Source organism: Candidatus Limnocylindrus sp., assembly GCF_040397235.1.
Classification (GTDB): domain Bacteria; phylum Chloroflexota; class Limnocylindria; order Limnocylindrales; family Limnocylindraceae; genus Limnocylindrus.
Map to the genome: position 1 here is coordinate 100,354 of NZ_JBBAWH010000001.1, position 17,473 is coordinate 117,826.

The window sequence follows — 17,473 nt, forward strand, 5'->3', positions numbered from 1 at the left end:
TCGCGGCTGGTCACGACTGGTGGCATCTTTGTTGCGATCCCTGGTCGCACCGCAGATGGCGCAACGTTTATCACGAGCGCTGCTGAGCGTGGCGCAGCCGCGGTGTTGAGTGAGCAAGAGGGTGTCGCGATCGTGCCGCTCGTCGTGGTTCGCGATGCTCGCGCCGCCCTTGCCGTTGCGGCGGCGTGGTGGGAGGGCGATCCGGCCGAAGAGCTCATTGCGATCGGCGTGACGGGAACCGACGGCAAGACCACCACGTCAACGTTCCTCTCAACCGCACTCACCGCCGCTGGGCTGCGCACTGGCCTGATCTCAACGGCGATCAGCCGCGTTGGTGGCACCCAGCGAGCGGCCGCTGCGCATCAGACCACGCCAGAGTCTCCCGCCTTGCAGCGCGCGCTGCGTGAGATGGTGGAGGCTGGCGATGAGGCGGCGGTCGTTGAGAGCACCAGTCACGGGTTGCAGCTAGAGCGCGTCGGCGCGATTAACTTCGCGTCAGCGATCTACACGACCTTCTCACCGGACCATCTCGACTTCCATGCGAGCCTCGATGCGTATCGCGCCGCCAAGGCGAAGCTCGTGGCGAGAACAGTGGGCAGCGCAGCGAGTCGCGCACGCCAACTGCCGCGTGTGGTGGTGGTGCATGCCAGCGACCCAGCGGTGCAGCCATTCGCCGATGCTGCTGCCGCTGCCGGGTTGCAGGTGGCCCGCTTCGATGCCTACTCGGATCACGAGGTGCTGATCAACGGCGTGAAGGCGGAGTTGCGCCTCATGATGCCTGGACGCATCAATGCCGCGAACGCGGCCGCAGCGCTCACCCTCGTCGCCGCATGGGGCCTGCCACTCCCCGCCGCGATTGCGGCGGTTGAGGCAGAGGTCGGACCCCCTGGCCGAAGCCAGCTGATTGGCGGCACGCAGCCGTTCCGCGTCATCGTTGATTTCGCCCATACGGGCCCGTCGCTGACAGCGTCGGTGGCGGTGGCGCGCGAGCTGTGCAGCCCCGAAGGGCGCCTGCTGCTCGTTACCGGTGCTGCAGGTGAGCGCGATCCTGGCCGACGTACGGCGGTCGGGCAAGCCGCAACGGATGCTGACTTGGTGTGGATCGCCGACGAAGACCCGCGGGGCGAGGATCCTGATCGCATCGCGGAAGCGATCCGGGCCGCGCTCCTTGCCGCCTCTCCGACCCCAGGTAGCAGCGTTGAGATCCTCCACGACCGGGCGGCCGCCATTCGTGCGGCGATCAGCGCTGCCCGGCCGGGCGACGTCGTGCTTCTGGCAGGGAAGGGGCATGAGCGAACGATTGAACGCCTCGGCGTTGACGAGGCCTGGGATGAGGCGGCGGCGGCACGTAGCGCGCTCTCGTCGCTCGGCTATTCTCCAAAACTATGAGCATTGAGCCGCAGCCAGTAGAGAAGACGCCTCGGGCCAAGCGCCCCGCCGCGGATCCGATCGCCAAGGTCCGCGCACTGGCGCGACCGGTCGAGTCACTCCGCGAGGCGCTGCGCGACAAGGTGGCCGCGGGGATCGGCACGGCGGAGGCGGCACGCCTTGTTGATGATGCCTTCCTCTTCGCCGTTGAGGCACACGGCGCACAGGTGCGTGCCTCAGGTGAGCCGTATGTGACCCACCCCGCTGAGGCGGCGCTGATTCTTGCCGACCTCGGCCTTGATGCGGCAACCCTCGTGGCCGCGCTACTCCATGACGTCCCAGAGGACACATCGGTCACCACCGCCGAGATCGCAGAGCGCTTCGGCGATGAGGTTGGCACCCTCGTTGATGGCGTCACCAAACTGAGCAAGTTCTCGGCAATGAGTGCCGAAGAGCAGCACGCCGAGAACATTCGCAAGATGTTCCTTGCCATGTCGCAAGACATCCGCGTGGTGCTGATCAAACTCGGCGATCGGCTACACAACATGCGAACGCTTGCTGCGCTCCCAGCAGAGAAGCAGCGCCGCATCGCCCGACAGACGCTTGAGATCTACGCGCCACTCGCAGAGCGTCTCGGTATCTGGCAGATGAAGTGGGAGCTCGAGGATCTCGCCTTCAAGGCGCTCGAGCCTGAGCGGTATCACGAACTGGCGAGCTTGGTTGAGCTGCGACGGGACTTGCGCGCTGACTATGTTGAGCGCGCGATCACAGTTCTTAAGCCAGAACTTGAACGCGCTGGGATTGAGGCGGAGTTCTCCGGCCGCGCGAAGCACCTCTACTCGATCCACAAGAAGATGGCGCGGCGATCAAGCGACTTCTCGGAGATCTATGACGTCTACGCCATTCGCGTGATTGTCGAGAACCTCCGCGATTGCTACGCCGCACTCGGTGCGGTCCATAGCGTGTGGCGACCGATTCCGAATCAATTCGACGACTACATCGCCGTGCCGAAGAACAACCTCTATCAGAGCCTCCACACTGCGGTCGTGGCGCTTGACGGGCGCCCACTTGAGGTGCAGATCCGCACTCGGTCGATGCATGAGGTCGCCGAGGTCGGCATTGCGGCGCACTGGCGTTATAAGGATGGAACGCAACCAGACGCCGCCTATGACGCAAAGCTCGCCTGGTTGCGCCAACTACTGGAGTGGCAGCGTGACGTTACCGACGCCTCAGAGTTCCTTGAGGGCGTCCGGCTTGATGTGTTCCAGGATCAGGTCTATGTCTTTACGCCGAAGGGTGACGTGAAAGAGCTTCCGGCCGGCGCAACGCCGCTCGACTTCGCCTATCTCGTGCATACCGACATCGGCCACCGCTGCATTGGTGCGAAGGTCAACAATCGCCTGGTGCCGCTAGAGTATCGATTGAAGTCGGGCGACATCATCGAGGTGGTGACGGCGCGCGGGAAGCATGGGCCGAGTCGCGACTGGCTCAATGTGGCCACTACGCGACAGGCGCGCAACAAGATTCGACAGTGGTTCAAGCACCAGGAGCGCGACGAGAACGTCCTGCACGGTCGTGAGTCCTTGGAGCGCGAGCTTCGCCGCCTCGCCCGCACCACCCTTGAGTCGATCGGCCGAGATCGCCTCGAGGAGGTCGCTAAGCAGATGAACCAGGGGAGCGTTGATGACCTGTACGCGGCGATCGGCTACGGCGCCGTTGGCCCACAGCAGGTGGTCTCACGGCTCGGCGTTGCCTCCGACGACGCGAAGTCACTCTTGCCGCTGAGCACGAGCGCCGCGGCGGTCGCCCCGGCTGAGCGAACCGGCGGGATCCGCGTAAAGGGTGTGCCCGACCTCTTGACGCGATTCGGTCGCTGCTGCCGCCCACTCCCGGGCGATCCCATTGTTGGCTTCATTACCCGTGGCAAGGGGGTCACCGTGCACCTCGCCAGCTGCGACGCCTCGACCTCCGCCCGAGAGGCATCGCGCCTCATCGATGTGGAGTGGGAGATGACGCCAGCCACCAAGGAGAGCTACCCAGTGACGATTCGCGTGGAGGGACTCGACCGCACCGGCCTCTTGACGGAGATCACCCAGGTGGTTGCGGAGCAGAAGGTGAACATCCTGTCCGCTACTGTTCAGACGACAGGCCAAACGAATGCGGAGATGTTGATGACCCTTGCCGTCGGCTCCATTAGCGAACTTGCCAGGCTGATGGCGCGACTTGAGCGCGTCCGCGGTGTTCGGAGCGTCTCGCGGGAGCAGCACCAGTGAGCGGCTTCCAGTCTCCTCGCGGACTTCGCGACCTGCTTGAGCCACTCGCGTCAGCGCACGGTTGGGTCACGGATCGCGCCTGGGCCGCCGCAGACGCCGCCGGGTACGCACGCATCGAGTTGCCGATCGCCGAGGAGAGCGCGCTCTTTGAACGCGCCGTTGGTGGCACCTCGGACATCGTCGCGAAAGAGCTCTATCGGCTAGAGCCTCGTGGTGACGATGCGATCACCTTGGCGCTTCGACCCGAGGCAACCGCCGGCGCCGTTCGGGCCTACATCCAACACGGCATGCGCTCTCAGCCGCAGCCCGTGCGCATTGCAACTGTTGCGCAGCTCTTCCGCTACGACCGTCCACAGAAGGGGCGCTATCGCCAGTTCACGCAATTTGATATTGAGGCCATCGGTGATGGTGGACCAGGGATTGACCTCGAGGTGATCGAGCTCGGCGCCGCGTACCTGCGTGAACTCGGCCTCACCGATGTGCAGGTGCATCTGAACTCTGTTGGCTGTGCCGCCTGCCGCCCGGCGTACGTCGAAACGTTGCGCGCCCACTTCACGCCGGTGTCCCAGGAGCTCAGCGCGGTGGATCAGTCACGACTCGCCACGAACCCGCTGCGCCTGCTCGACTCCAAAGAGTCAGCGGCGGTGAAGCGCGCAGCGAGCGCACCGGCCATTACCGATCACCTCTGCGTCGAGTGCGCGGCGCATTACGCGGCGGTCGCCGCGGGACTGGCAACGATCGGCACCACCGTTCTCCCTGAGCCGCGACTGGTACGCGGCCTCGACTACTACACCCGCACCGCGTGGGAGTACCTCCTCCCGGGGGAGCAGGGCCAGCAGGGGGCACTCGGCGGCGGTGGACGCTATGACGGACTCGTCGAACTGCTCGGCGGAACTCCCACACCTGCGATCGGTTTCGCCATCGGCATCGACCGTGTCGTGCTCGCGCTGGAGGCGCGCGGACTCTTGCCCGCAGTGTCGGGCGGCCCAGCAATTGTGGTCGCGGGCATTGAGCCCGATTCGGTGGCGAGCCGCGTGGCGATCGCCGGCGAACTGCGAGCTGCGGGGGCGAGCGCACGTGCCGACGTCAGCACACGCAAGATCGGCAAGCAGCTGGAGGGCGCCGTGCGCGATGGCGCGTTGGCGGTCATCATCGTTGAGCCAGATGGGCGCCTCACCTTGCGAGATCTTGTCAAGGCGAGTCAGGCGGAGCCAGCGGAGCGTGGCGGCGTGATCGCCGCGGCACTCCGCCTGGTGCAGAACGAGGGGTAGCATGACCGACGCGGCAAAGCTGACCACGAGCCTCCGGAGCGATGTCTGCGGCGCACTGCGCCCAAGCGACGTTGGTCGACGCGTACGGCTCGCCGGTTGGGTCCACCGCCGACGCGACCACGGCAGCCTCGTCTTCATCGACCTTCGCGATCGCTACGGCATCGTGCAGGTGGTCGTTGACGCCGCCGTCGCCCCCGAAGCGCATGCCGCCCTCACCGACGCCCGGAGTGAGTGGGTGATCGCCGTTGAGGGGAGCGTCGCAGCACGACGTGCCGGTACCGAGAACGAGAAGCTCGCCACCGGCGGCATTGAGGTCGTGGGTGAGAGCGTGACCGTGCTCTCACAGGCCAAGACCCCACCCTTCTATATCAATGACACCGAGGCCCCCGTGGACGAGAGCCTGCGGCTGAAGTACCGCTACCTTGACCTGCGCCGTGAGCCACTGCGCGACCGAATCCTTCTGCGCAGCACGATGGTGCAGGCGATCCGCGAAGTGCATCATGAACACGGCTTTGTTGAGGTGGAGACACCGATCCTGATCAAGTCGACCCCTGAGGGTGCGCGCGACTTCATCGTGCCGTCACGACTACAGCAGGGGAGCGTCTACGCCTTGCCGCAGTCGCCGCAGCAGATGAAGCAGCTCCTGATGGTCGCGGGCTTTGACCGCTACTTCCAGATCGCCCGCTGCTTCCGCGACGAGGACCTGCGCGGCGATCGTCAGCCAGAGTTCACCCAACTTGACATCGAGATGAGCTTCGTTGACGAGGCGAGCGTGCGCGCCTATGTCGAAGCGATGGTGATCCAGGTGACGAAGCGCATCCGACCCGATCGCCCAATTCAGCAGCTGCCCCTGCCAACCTTCACCTACGACGAGGCAATGGAGCGCTACGGCTCTGACAAGCCCGACATTCGCTTTGCGATGGAGTTGATCGATCTCGGTGCTGCGCTCTCTGAGAGCACCGGGTTCAAGGTGTTCGACGAGACGCGCGCCAGTGGTGGACGCATCCGTGCCATGCGTGTTGCCGGCCGCGGTGCGATCACTCGCTCAGACGTCGACGACCTGACCGAACGCTCCAAGCGCTACGGCGCGAATGGTCTTGTGTGGATCGCGTTGCAGCCGGATGGTGAGGTTCGTTCGCCGATTGCAAAGTTCCTCTCCCCAGAAGCGACGGCCGCGCTCTGGTCGGCAACGGGCGGCAAAGTAACGCATGCCGATGGTGACCTGCTCCTGATCGTCGCTGGTCCGCGCATCCTCTCTGCTGAGGTGCTCGGTCGCCTGCGCGTTGAGGTAGCGCTCGAGATGGGACTCGCCGATCCCGATGTGCTCGCCTTCTGCTGGGTGCACCGCTTCCCGATGTATCAGTGGGAGGCTGAGTCGGGTCGCTGGGATGCAACGCACAACCCGTTCTCCGCGCCTGTTCCCGAGCATCTCAACCTGCTCGCCACCACGTCGGGCGATCTTGCAAAGCGCAGTGAGGGCGATCCCGCTGCGGGAGCGCTCGCGCAGCAGTACGACATTGTGCTGAACGGTTGGGAGCTTGGTGGTGGCTCGATTCGCATCCACGACCGCGCGCTCCTTGAGCGTTCCTTCGCACTGATGGGCCACTCACTTGAAGATGCACGAGCCAAATTTGGCGCGCTGCTCGATGCGTTTGAATACGGCGCACCGCCACACGGCGGCATCGCCATCGGCGTTGAGCGCTGGGCGGCGCTGCTCGCCGGCCAGATCAACATTCGCGAAGTGATGGCCTTCCCGAAGACGCAGTCGGGGAGCGACCTGATGCTCGAAGCACCATCAGAGCCAGATGCGAAGCAGTGGGCCGAACTCGGCCTCTCGGTGCGCCCAGTTAAGAGCTAGCGCTCCTCGGCCTGGGAGCCGCGCTGCTCCCACGGGTCAACAGCGTTCGTATCTGCGGGCGGCGCTTCGTAGGCGAGTGATGCACGACCATCAGAGGGGCTAACCGCGCCTTCATCGCCGCACTCCAACTGGATTTCTGGTGCATCGGCGTGATCGATGGGTGTTAGACGAATCGGGCCAGCCTCGCCATTTCGCGATGCGACGAGTACCTGCTCGCTCTGTCGGCCATGCCCCGAAATGAGCGCTGTGATCGTCTCTGGGTCAACGCCCGCATGGCTCAGCGGCAGGGTGATGACGGCCGTCGTTCCTGCAACCTCACCGAACGCATCGGCAGCCACTGCGGCGAACTCCACCGAGGAGGTGGCACGGCTCAAGGTAGGTGCAACTTCGCCCGTCGTAAGGCCCGAAATAAGGATCGGATGTGCGCCGCCAGACCAGGCGGCCTCAACCAGTCGCGAGAGCTCTGGGCGGGCGACCCCAGGGGCTGCCGGAGGGCCTGAAATGATGATGTGCGCAGCAACGGTCATGCCCAGAAGTATACGGGTCGGCGAAGCGTGCGAGAATCTCTCGATGACCACAGTTAATCCACCCGCAGGTCTCGTCGCGCAAACCGGCATCCGCACGGTCGGTATCGTCGCGCACGTTGACCATGGCAAGACCACCCTGGTCGATAGCCTCCTTCGCCAGAACGGCGCCTTCCGGGCCAATGCAGAGCTCATTGAGCGCGTCATGGATAGCGGTGACCTTGAGCGCGAGAAGGGGATCACGATCCTCGCCAAGGAGACCGCCATCGACTTCAAGGGGGTCCGCGTGGTCATTGTCGACACCCCAGGGCACGCCGACTTCGGCGGAGAGGTGGAGCGAAGCCTTCTCGCCGTAGATGCCGTCCTCCTCTTGGTGGATGCCTCCGAGGGGCCACTCCCACAGACGCGCTACGTCCTCTCGAAGGCACTGGCACGATCGCTCCCCGTCATCCTCGTCATCAACAAGATCGACCGCCCCGATGCGCGCATCAAGGAGGTGATCGACGAGGTCTACGAGCTCTTCTTGGATCTCGGTGCGAACGAGCAGCAGATCGACTTCCCAATCGTCTATACGAATGCCCGTGCCGGTACCGCCACGCGTGACATGGAGCAGCCTGGCACCGACCTGATCCCACTCCTCGATTGCGTTCTCGTTACCGCCCCCGCACCGATGCACGAGCCAGGCCACCCACTGCAGGTGCTGATCACCAACCTCGCCGCCAACGACTTCGTCGGCCGTATCGCTGTCGGTCGCATTCGCAACGGTATTGTCCGCAAGGGTGCCAAGATCACCATCATTCGCGAGGGGAGCGCCGTCAGCGGCACCGTCACCAGCCTCACCCTGCCGCAGGGGATCGAGCGCGTCGAAGTGGCTGAGGCCGGCCCTGGCGAAATCGTTGGCATTGCCGGGCTCGCCGACGTTGAGATTGGTGAGACGATCACCGACCCAGCTGATCCGCGCCCACTTGAGCGACTCCACGTTGATCCGCCAACGCTGCAGATGACCTTCGGCGTCAATACGAGCCCGATCGGTGGCAAGGACGGAAAGTTCCTCACCTCACGACAGTTGAAGGCCCGACTCGAAAAAGAGGTGCTCGGCAACCCTGCGATTGAGGTCAGCCCTACCGACTCAGGCGAAGCATTCCAGGTGCGCGGCCGCGGCGAACTTCAGCTCGCGATCCTCGTTGAGCAGATGCGTCGCGAGGGATTTGAGGTCGAGGTCTCACGACCAGAGGTGCTGCTTCATCGAACCGAGAACGGCATTGAGGAGCCATTTGAGCAGCTCACGATCGACGTGCCAGTCGACTTCGTTGGTGTGATCACCGGCATCATGGCCGAGCGTCGTGCGCGCATGGAGAACATTTCACACGGTGCAGACAGTCGCGCCCGCGTCGACTTCTTGATTCCAACGCGCGGCCTGATCGGCGTACGCGGTCGCATCCTCACCGAGACGCGCGGCACCGCACTGATCCATCAGCTCTCCGCCGGCTACAAGCCGTGGGTTGGCGAGATCCCACATCGAACGAACGGCTGCCTGATCTCCGACCGCACAGGTATGACCACCGGCTATGCGCTCTATGGCATTCAGGAGCGCGGCGAACTCTTCGTCAATGAGGGCGAGCAGACCTATGAGGGGCAGATCATTGGCGAGAGCGCGAAGCCTGGCGACATGGATGTGAACGCGGTCCGCGAGAAGAAGCTCACCAACATGCGCACCCACTCGCACGACGAGGCGATTCGCTTGACCCCGCCGCGCCGCATGGCGCTGGAGAACGCCCTCGAGTTCATCGGCCCTGATGAGCTCATTGAGGTGACCCCTTCAGCGCTGCGCCTGCGCAAGCGCCTGTTGAACGAGAACGACCGACGCCGTGATGCGGGCCGCCGCGCCGAGATGCGGGAGTCTCAGTAGCCTTCGTCTGATGACGCCAACCCGACTCTTCTTGGATCACGCGGCGGGATCGCCGACGCTCCCAGAGGTCGTGGATTTAATGGCTGATCTGCAGCGCGCCGGCATCGGCAATCCGAATGGCGGACATATCGAGGCTCGTCGTGCACGAGCGATCCTTGACGACGCACGGGCTAGTCTCGCCGAGGATTTCAGCGTGGAGCCACGACAGATCACCTTCACGGCGACCGCCTCTGAGGCGCTCGCCCTCGGCCTCCACTCCGCCTTGACGCCGACCCTCACCCTCGTCACGACCGCGGGGGAGCACCGCGGATCCCGCGCCCTGGCGATGCAGCATGCTGCCGCGGGCGGCGCTGTGGAGCTGCTCGCCCTCGACGCCCACGGTGTGATGCAGGCTGCAGCGCTTCGCGCTGATCACCCTGGAGCGGTGGGGCTCTTCGCCCTCGCCTCGGGCGAGGTCGGCACGATCCAGCCGTGGGCGACTTTCGCTACCGCCTGGCGCACATCCGGCGGCGGCGCACTCGTGGTTGACGCGGTGCAGGCGGCATACCACCACGAACTGAACGCCCAAGCGACCGGAGCTGCGCATCTTGTTGTTGGCTCCGCTAAGGTCGGCGGACCGTTCGGCATCGCCGCGCTGATCAGTGCGGCAGATGCCAAGGTGCGACCACTTGTCGTTGGTGGCGGTCAGGAGCGCGGCCGTCGCGGTGGCACAGAGGCGGTTTTCCTTGCCGCCGGATTCGCCGCCGCGTATCGCGCGCACCGGCTCCACTCTGCACAGACACGCCAGCACCTCACCACCATCACAACCGCCTTCGATGATGCCCTCGGCTCACTCACTTCGCTCCGGTTGGTGCCGACTGGCACACCATTTTCCAGCGACACACGCCTCGCTGGGCATCGTTCGTATGCCGCCGACTGGGCGCTCGGCGATGACCTGGTTGCGGCACTTGACCATGCAGGGATCGCCGCTTCGACAGGTTCCGCGTGCATCAGCGGATCACGAGAACCATCTGAAGCACTCCGCGCCATGGGGCATAGCGAAGGTGAATCCCGTGGCGGTCTCCGCCTCACCTTTGGGCGCGCATCAACAGTGGAGGAGGCGCGCCATGCGGCAACGGTGGTGCGCTCGGTGCTAGAGCGTGTGCGCACGGCTGTGCCAGCATGACGGTGACAACAACACCGCTCGGCGATCTCCCGATCGGTTGGCAGGCGGCACCGGAGGCAACCGCACCAGAACGCGTGCTGGTTGCACTCTCAGGTGGCGTTGACTCATCGGTCGCCGCCGCACTCTTGGTTGAGGCCGGCCATGAAGTGGTGGGCGTGTGGATGCGACTGCACAGCGTGGCCGATCAGCGTGACGGACATCGCAAGAGCTGCTGCACCCTTGATGCCGCCGATGATGCGCGTCGCGTTGCCGACCACCTCGGCATCCCGTTCCATATTCAAAACCTAGAACAAGAGTTCGCCGATGCCGTCTTGGAGCCATTTGTGGCGGCGTATCAGAGCGGTGAGACGCCGAGCCCTTGCGTTGGCTGCAATACGGCGGTGAAGTTCGGCGCGCTCGTTGGCAAGGGGAGTGCGCTCTTTGGGTGTGACGCGGTTGCTACAGGGCACTATGCCCGCCGCGCCGTCTCTGATGATGGGCACTCCTGGCGACTGCGTGCCGCCGTCGACACTGAGAAGGACCAGACCTACTTCCTGCATGGACTCGACAGTGCCGCAATTGCGCGGGCGCGTTTCCCACTCGGTGGCATGACGAAGCCCGAAGTTCGTGAGGTAGCCCGATCACGCGGCCTCGTCACGGCAGAGAAGCCCGAGAGCCAAGAGATCTGCTTCGTGCCCGATGGTGACTACCGCAGCCTGCTGCGCGAACGCGGTGCCGCACGCGGCGAGGGTGACGTCGTTGACGAGTCGGGCGCCGTCGTCGGAACGCATGCCGGAAGCGAAGGGTTCACCATTGGGCAGCGCAGGGGTCTCCCAGGGAGTGGTGTCTCGGCGCGCTATGTCAGCTCGGTGGATCCTGTGACGAATCGCATCACCATTGCGCCACGTGCAGCGCTCGACGCGCGTAGCATTCCACTCGTAGAAGCGGCAACACCAGAGGGGCTCATCGCCCAGGGTGTGCAGGTGCAGGGCTTGGCGCGGATTCGACATCGCGGTGCCCTGGCCCAGGGCACGGTGACGGGCCTTGGTGGCGGTGTTGCAACGCTCGCGCTGAACGACCCGCTCTGGGCGCCGTCGCCAGGGCAGACGGTGGTGCTCTACGACGGGGAGACACTCGTCGCTGGCGCGCGCATTGCCCGGCCGCAACGTTCCGCATGATTGAGCCGGCGCCGCTCCTCATCGCCCTCTCTGTCGGGGTGGCACTGCTCACCGGGAGGCTCCTCTCCGCGCGCGCATCCCTCCCTGTCGGGCTCCTCGGTGCGGTCGTTGGCGCCCTGGTGCTGCAGGTGGCGGCGGAGCGCCTGCTGGGCGGCCTCTACCCCGTGGGTGGCACGGCGTGGCCAGCTCCGCTGATTGGTGCGCTCCTTGGCGAGCGGTTCACCGCACGGATTGCGACCGATTGGGAGCGAGGGCAGCGACCCTAAGGCGGCGATCCCCTCGGGTACACTCCGAGCGTGGAACGCGATCCTCGAATCCCAACGCAGAGCGCCGCCGACCTTCGGTCTCGGTTCGTGGCGTTCTTTGAGGCGCGTGGACACACCCAGGTGCCGAGCGCCTCGCTCGTCCCCGCTGGCGACGCGACCCTCCTCTTCACGAACTCGGGGATGGTGCAGTTCAAGGAGCTCTTCAGTGGTGCCGAGACTCGCTCGTATCGCCGCGCCGTCGACTATCAACGCTGCCTACGTGTTGCCGGCAAACACAACGACTTTGAAGAGGTCGGCCGAACACCACGGCACCACACCCTCTTTGAGATGCTCGGCTCCTGGTCGTTCGGGGACTACTTCAAGCGCGATGCGATCCTCTGGGCCTGGGAGTTCCTCACCGTCGAGGTCGGGATCCCCGCCGATCGCCTCGCCGTTACGGTCTACAGCGATGACGATGAGTCGGCCGACATCTGGCTGAAGGAGGTTGGCGTTCCCGCCGGTCGACTCGCGCGCTGGGGCGACGTTGACAAGGGGAACGATGCGAACTTCTGGCGCATGGCGGAGACGGGCCCATGCGGCCCCTGCTCCGAGATCCACTTCGATCGTGGCGCAGATCTCTCGTGCGGCGCCGACTGTCTCCCAGACCACTCCGAGCACTGCCCGCGTTGGCTGGAGGTGTGGAATCTCGTCTTCATGCAGTACGAGCAGCACCCTGATGGCCGACGCACCGAACTCCCATTCAAGAGCGTCGATACCGGCATGGGCCTGGAGCGCCTCGCCAGCGTCTCGCAGCAGGTGCTCTCCAACTACGACACCGACCTCTTCCTACCGATCCACGCGGCGATGCGCAAGATCACGAAGCACTCCATGGCCGAGTTCGACGTGCAGCGCTTCAGCTATCAGGTGATTGCCGATCACTCGCGCGCCGTCACCTTCTTGCTCGCCGACGGGGTGCGACCGGGGAATGAGGGGCGTGGCTACGTCTTGCGCCGCATCATTCGCCGCGCGGTGCGTCACGCACGTCTGCTCGGCATCACCAGGCCGTTCCTTGGCGCTATCGCTCACGAGGTTGTGGCAATCATGGGGCCTTCGTATCCGTACCTGCGTGATGGAGAGACGGCGATCCTCGAAGGGATCGAGCGGGAAGAGGCGCAGTTCGCACGAACGCTCGATGCCGGTTCGAGCCTGCTCGGCGATGCGCTCGCCGAACTTGGTGCAGGGGAGAGCGTCGTTGGCCGTCGCGCCGATGATCTACCCGCTGCAAGTCCAAGGCTCGGCGGCGAGATTGCCTTCAAGTTGCACGACACCTACGGCTTCCCGATTGATCTCACCGTTGAACTCGCCGCTGAGCGCGGCGTCGCCGTTGACCGCGCCGGTTTCGAGAGCGCTCTTGCCGAGCAGCGTGAACGCAGCCGCGGCGGCAAGAAGGCCGCCCTTGCGGAGATCGCCGTGACCACCGCCCTCTATGAAGAGATCCTGCGACGCCTAGGTGAGACGGAGTTCGTTGGCTACGAACAACTTGAGGCTGAGAGCACGATCTTGGCTCTCCTTTGCGACGGTGCCGAGGTCCCTGCGCTAGCGGCGGGCGACGAGGGGCAACTGATCGTTGGTCGCACCCCGTTCTACTCGGAGCGCGGCGGACAGGTTGGTGATGCGGGACAGATCCTTGATGCGCGCGGGAAGATCCTCGCCGAGGTGAGCGATACGCAGCGTCCAGTTGGCGCGCTCACCGTTCATACCGTTCGCGCCGCGGCACCCCTCAAGGTGGGAGATGCCGTCGCCATGCGCGTCGAGCCGGTGCGTCGCGCCGCCACGATGCGCAACCACACGGCGACGCACGTCCTCCACCGAGCGATTCGTATTGTTGCGGGGGCAGATGCGAAGCAGCGTGGCTCGCTCGTGCACCCCGACTACCTGCGCTTTGACTACCCCCTCGAGCGCTCACTCACACGAGATGAACGCGATCAGACGGAGGCCGAGGTGCGACGAGCCATCCGAGAGGATATGGCGGTTGTCGTCGCGCAGATGAGCATGGGCGAGGCGGTCAAGGCTGGCGCCGACGCCTTCTTCGATGAGAAGTACGGCGAAACTGTGCGCACCGTGCGCATGGAGGAGTACTCGCACGAGCTCTGTGGTGGCACCCACTGTCGCGCCACCGGTCAGATCGGGAGCTTCGTGATCACCAGCGAGCGGAGCATCGGCTCTGGGCTGCGCCGTATCGAGGCGCTCACCGGAGCAACCGCTGACGAATACCTGCGACAGCAGTCGCGCACCCTTGAGGCGAGCGCTGAGGCGGCAGGTGCCCAAGATGCCCACACGGTGCCGCAGCGCATTGCCGCCCTGCAGGTGGAGTTGAAAGAGGCGAAGCGTCGCGCGAAGGCTGGTGGCTCAGCCCGCATTGACCTCGCCGCTCTCGCAGCACAGGCGACCAAGCAGGGCGCGCTCTCGATGCTCGTTGCGATGCTTGATGTTGAAGATGATGAGGCCTTGAAGGAGGCGGCGAAGCAGCTCCGAAAGAAGATGGGTCCTGGTGTCCTTGCGCTCGTGCGCCCCGCCGAAAGCTCGGAGATCTTCGTCTCTGTTGAGGGGAGTACCGAGCATGACGCTGGCGCACTCGCCGCCGCTGCGGCAACCGCGCTCGGTGGGCGCGGAGGCGGACGACCAGCGATGGGGCAGGGTCGCGGCGCCGTTGGCAGCAGCGCTGACGAGGCGGCCAACGCACTCGCGAAGGCACTCGGCGTCGCGGTGACACGTTCATGAGCGCTACGCCGCCACGCCGCTCCCTCGGCATCGATCTCGGCGAACGGCGCATCGGCCTCGCCATTCGAGAAGATTCCGCGGCACCACGTGGGCTCCCAACGATGATGCGTCGCCCTACCGCGTCAGCTGACGCCGAACGACTACGCACCATCGCCGCTGAGGGGCGCGTGACGGAACTTGTGGTGGGCCTACCACTCAACAGTGATGGGAGCGTCGGTCCCCAGGCGACCGCGACCCTGCGCTGGGCGACCGAGGTGGCTCATGCGTTGCAGCTGCCGATCACCTTCGTTGATGAGCGCTACTCGTCTCAGCGCGCCGAGGCATCGCTCGGCCGAGCGGCACGGGGGAGCAACGGTGGCGCACCAGGCCCAGCCCGACGCGAGGCCCGCCGCGCCGCTGTCGACCGCGAAGCGGCGCGATTGATTCTTGAAGATGCTCTCAATCCAGAGCTGCTCGTCGATCCAACCACGCTGGCCGTTGACCTGAGTGAGTCAGCGACATGAAGCGCCCTGCCCTGGTGAAGATTGCAGCAGGGCTCGCGCTCACTCTCGTTCTACTCCGCGTTGTCGCCCCATCACTGATCGGTGACGCACTCGTCACAGCGGGCGTGCGCTCCCCAGGGATCGCCACGCTGCCGATCATCAGCGACATCATCCAGGAGCGCCTCGGCACCCGCACAACCGAACCTGCAGGAAGTGACACCACCTTGGTAACGGTGGAGATTGCCGCAGGAACGGGGACCGCCGCCATCGCCAGCCAGCTGCGCGATGCTGGGCTGATCGCTGACGAGGTTGGCTTTATCTATGCAGTGCGCGCCGCCGGTCTCGACGGAAAGCTACAGGCGGGAACCTTCAAGGTTGCAGCCTCCATGACCCCCACCGAGGTTGCCACCGCGCTGACGGATCCGTATCGTGAGCCAACGATTGGCGTCGATATTCGTGCCGGGCTTCGCATTGAGCAGATCGTTGCGAAGCTCACCACGCTCGAACTGCCGTTTGAGCCAGCAGATGTGCTGTCCATCCTGCGCACGCCGAGCGCCGCACTCATCGCTGATTACCCGTGGCTCGAACTGCCGAAGGGGGGAACCCTGGAGGGCCGCCTCGGCTCCGGCTCCTTGAGCGTTCCCGTATCGGCGTCCGCGGAGACGTTCGTGCGCATCCTGCTTGATCGCTTCGCAGAGCAGGTGCCCGAGCAGTATCGGGGGAGCTCTGGTGGTTACTCGTTTAACGAGATCCTGACGATCGCCTCTATCGTGGAGAAGGAGGCCGCCGTTGATGACGAGCGGCCGCGTATGGCCGGTGTGTACACCTATCGTCTGCAGCTCGGGCAGGGACTCTTTGCTGACCCGTCCATCATCTGGGTTGCCGACTCGGCGGCGCTGCGCAAACTAAATTTGTCAAAGTGGGCGAGTTACGAGTTCTGGAGGTTCCCAGCGAAGCCGTACTCGGGGCTGATTCCGCCGCGCGTCCCAGCAGATCTCGTGCCGTGGAACACGTTCGTGCGAGGGGGGGTTCCGCCAGCGCCGTTCTGTTCCCCAACGCTCGCCTCCATCATCGCGGCTCGAGAGCCCGATTCAAGCCGTAAGGAGCTCTACTTCGTGTTGATCCCAGATAGCGGCGGCCGACATGATTTCAGTAAGACCCTCGCCGAGCACGAGGCGAAGGCCCGAAACTACGGCTGGAAGTGATGCGCGCGCGCACAGCGCTGCCGCTGCCTGCAGAGTTTGCTCTGGCCCCAACAGCGCACGACCTTGAGCGATGGCGCGCGGCCGATCATGCGGCGCGACCTGGTCGGCTGACCACGCTCCGTGCCCGTGCCGCTGATGAGCGCCTCGATGCGCTGCTGCTGACCTCGCACGCCGATGCCCGCTACTTCTCGGGGATGGAGTTCGGGCCGAACGAGGAGCCCGTTTCCGGCTCTAGCGGCTGGCTCTTGGTGAGCGACGACGATCTCGCCGTGCTTGTTGACTCGCGCTACACGGTGCAGGCGCGACGCGAGGCTCCACTGGCGACCGCACTTGACTACGGCAGTGACGCGGGCGAAACAATTGGGCACTGGCTGGTGGCGCACGGCGTGCGACGCTGCGGGCTCGATCCACAGGCGGTGCGACACGCCGTCTGGGAGCGCATCGCTGCAACCGCATCTGGCGTAGAGCTGGTGCCTGTGAAGGGGTTCGGCGGCGTCCAGCGTGCGCGCAAGGAGCCAGCAGAGATCGAGCGAATCACCGCCGCCTGTGCCGTGGCTGACCGTGCGCTCGCTCGACTCTTGCCGCAGATTCAGCCCGGTGTCACCGAGGCGGCACTGGCGTGGTCACTGGAGCGCGGCATGCGCGAGGACGGCGCCGAGGCACTCGCATTCGACGTGGCTGCGCTGGCTGGCGGCAACGCCGCGCTGCCGCACGGGAGCCCAAGCGCACGTGCGCTAGCACGCGGCGAGGTGATCCTCTTTGATTTCGGCGCACAAGTGGGCGGCTATCGGAGCGACATGACCCGGACCCTCTTTGTGGGGGCCGCGAGTGATGCAGACCTCGCACTTTATGAGCAGGTACATCGTGGTCAGGCTGCAACCTTTGACCTGCTGCGCCGCGCCATCGCGGAGCCCAGCGCCGCCATGCCCTCCGGCCGCAGCTGCGACGAAGAGACGCGACGGGCCATGGGCTCTGGGGTCGGCATCTACGACCACGGCCTCGGCCACGGCATTGGGCTGCAGACGCACGAGGCCCCCAGCCTCTCCCGTGCCGCAAGCGCGGATCCGCTCCCGTCGCCAACGGTCTTCAGCGTTGAGCCTGGCATCTATCTCGAGGATCGGATCGGCATACGTATTGAAGACCTCGTTGCCGTTGATGCCACGAAGGGAACGCTGGAACTCCTGACGTGCTTCCCGTCCGATCCCATAGTCGTCGGCTGACGGCTAGAATGCAGA

Annotated in this window: 13 protein-coding genes; 12 read left to right on the forward strand and 1 reads right to left on the reverse strand. The window is 65.1% G+C overall.

What is annotated here, in order from left to right:
• The 4 genes from AC3LB0_RS00550 to aspS form a co-directional block, all read left to right on the forward strand.
• Nucleotides 1-1,389 (forward strand): Mur ligase family protein (locus AC3LB0_RS00550; protein ID WP_488649230.1); only part of this gene is annotated, 1,389 nt, incomplete at its 5' end.
• Nucleotides 1,386-3,641: a RelA/SpoT family protein gene (locus AC3LB0_RS00555; RefSeq protein WP_488649231.1), complete on the forward strand. Its 2,256-nt coding sequence runs from the start codon at nucleotides 1,386-1,388 to the stop codon at nucleotides 3,639-3,641. The genes AC3LB0_RS00550 and AC3LB0_RS00555, both read left to right, overlap by 4 nt.
• Nucleotides 3,638-4,912, forward strand: coding sequence for a histidine--tRNA ligase (hisS, locus tag AC3LB0_RS00560; protein ID WP_488649232.1), 1,275 nt, complete (start codon nucleotides 3,638-3,640; stop codon nucleotides 4,910-4,912). Before AC3LB0_RS00555 ends, hisS begins: the two co-directional genes overlap by 4 nt.
• 1 nt (nucleotide 4,913) lies before the next feature.
• Entirely contained in the window at nucleotides 4,914-6,770 is a 1,857-nt protein-coding gene (gene aspS, locus AC3LB0_RS00565; protein ID WP_488649233.1) for an aspartate--tRNA ligase, read from the forward strand.
• Here aspS and AC3LB0_RS00570 read toward each other — a convergent pair.
• Nucleotides 6,767-7,297 (reverse strand): hypothetical protein, encoded by a 531-nt coding sequence (locus tag AC3LB0_RS00570; protein WP_488649234.1) that lies wholly within the window; start codon nucleotides 7,295-7,297, stop codon nucleotides 6,767-6,769. The two genes, aspS and AC3LB0_RS00570, sit on opposite strands and share 4 nt — an antisense overlap.
• A 43-nt stretch (nucleotides 7,298-7,340) precedes the next feature.
• On the opposite strand from AC3LB0_RS00570, the gene typA reads away from it, so the two are divergent.
• The 8 genes from typA to AC3LB0_RS00610 are packed head-to-tail and all read left to right on the forward strand — an operon-like array spanning nucleotide 7,341 to nucleotide 17,458.
• A complete protein-coding gene (gene typA, locus AC3LB0_RS00575) occupies nucleotides 7,341-9,203 on the forward strand; it encodes a translational GTPase TypA (RefSeq protein ID WP_488649235.1) in 1,863 nt (620 codons plus the stop codon).
• 10 nt (nucleotides 9,204-9,213) lie between these two features.
• Nucleotides 9,214-10,368, forward strand: a complete 1,155-nt coding sequence (locus AC3LB0_RS00580; protein ID WP_488649236.1) for an aminotransferase class V-fold PLP-dependent enzyme — start codon at nucleotides 9,214-9,216, stop codon at nucleotides 10,366-10,368.
• A gap of 2 nt (nucleotides 10,369-10,370) precedes the next feature.
• On the forward strand, nucleotides 10,371-11,525 hold the full coding sequence (gene mnmA, locus AC3LB0_RS00585) for a tRNA 2-thiouridine(34) synthase MnmA (protein ID WP_488649237.1): 1,155 nt from the start codon (nucleotides 10,371-10,373) through the stop codon (nucleotides 11,523-11,525).
• Nucleotides 11,522-11,791, forward strand: coding sequence for a hypothetical protein (locus AC3LB0_RS00590; protein WP_488649238.1), 270 nt, complete (start codon nucleotides 11,522-11,524; stop codon nucleotides 11,789-11,791). Before mnmA ends, AC3LB0_RS00590 begins: the two co-directional genes overlap by 4 nt.
• A 30-nt stretch (nucleotides 11,792-11,821) precedes the next feature.
• Entirely contained in the window at nucleotides 11,822-14,551 is a 2,730-nt protein-coding gene (alaS, locus tag AC3LB0_RS00595) for an alanine--tRNA ligase (RefSeq protein WP_488649239.1), read from the forward strand.
• Complete coding sequence (gene ruvX / locus AC3LB0_RS00600) at nucleotides 14,548-15,054, forward strand: Holliday junction resolvase RuvX (RefSeq protein ID WP_488649240.1); 507 nt, start codon at nucleotides 14,548-14,550, stop codon at nucleotides 15,052-15,054. The genes alaS and ruvX overlap by 4 nt, the downstream gene beginning before the upstream one ends.
• Entirely contained in the window at nucleotides 15,051-16,238 is a 1,188-nt protein-coding gene (gene mltG / locus AC3LB0_RS00605; protein ID WP_488649241.1) for an endolytic transglycosylase MltG, read from the forward strand. Before ruvX ends, mltG begins: the two co-directional genes overlap by 4 nt.
• The gene (locus AC3LB0_RS00610; protein ID WP_488649242.1) at nucleotides 16,238-17,458 is read left to right on the forward strand and encodes a M24 family metallopeptidase; all 1,221 of its coding nucleotides are present in this window, start codon (nucleotides 16,238-16,240) and stop codon (nucleotides 17,456-17,458) included. The genes mltG and AC3LB0_RS00610 overlap by 1 nt, the downstream gene beginning before the upstream one ends.
• The last annotated feature ends 15 nt before the right edge of the window (nucleotides 17,459-17,473 follow it).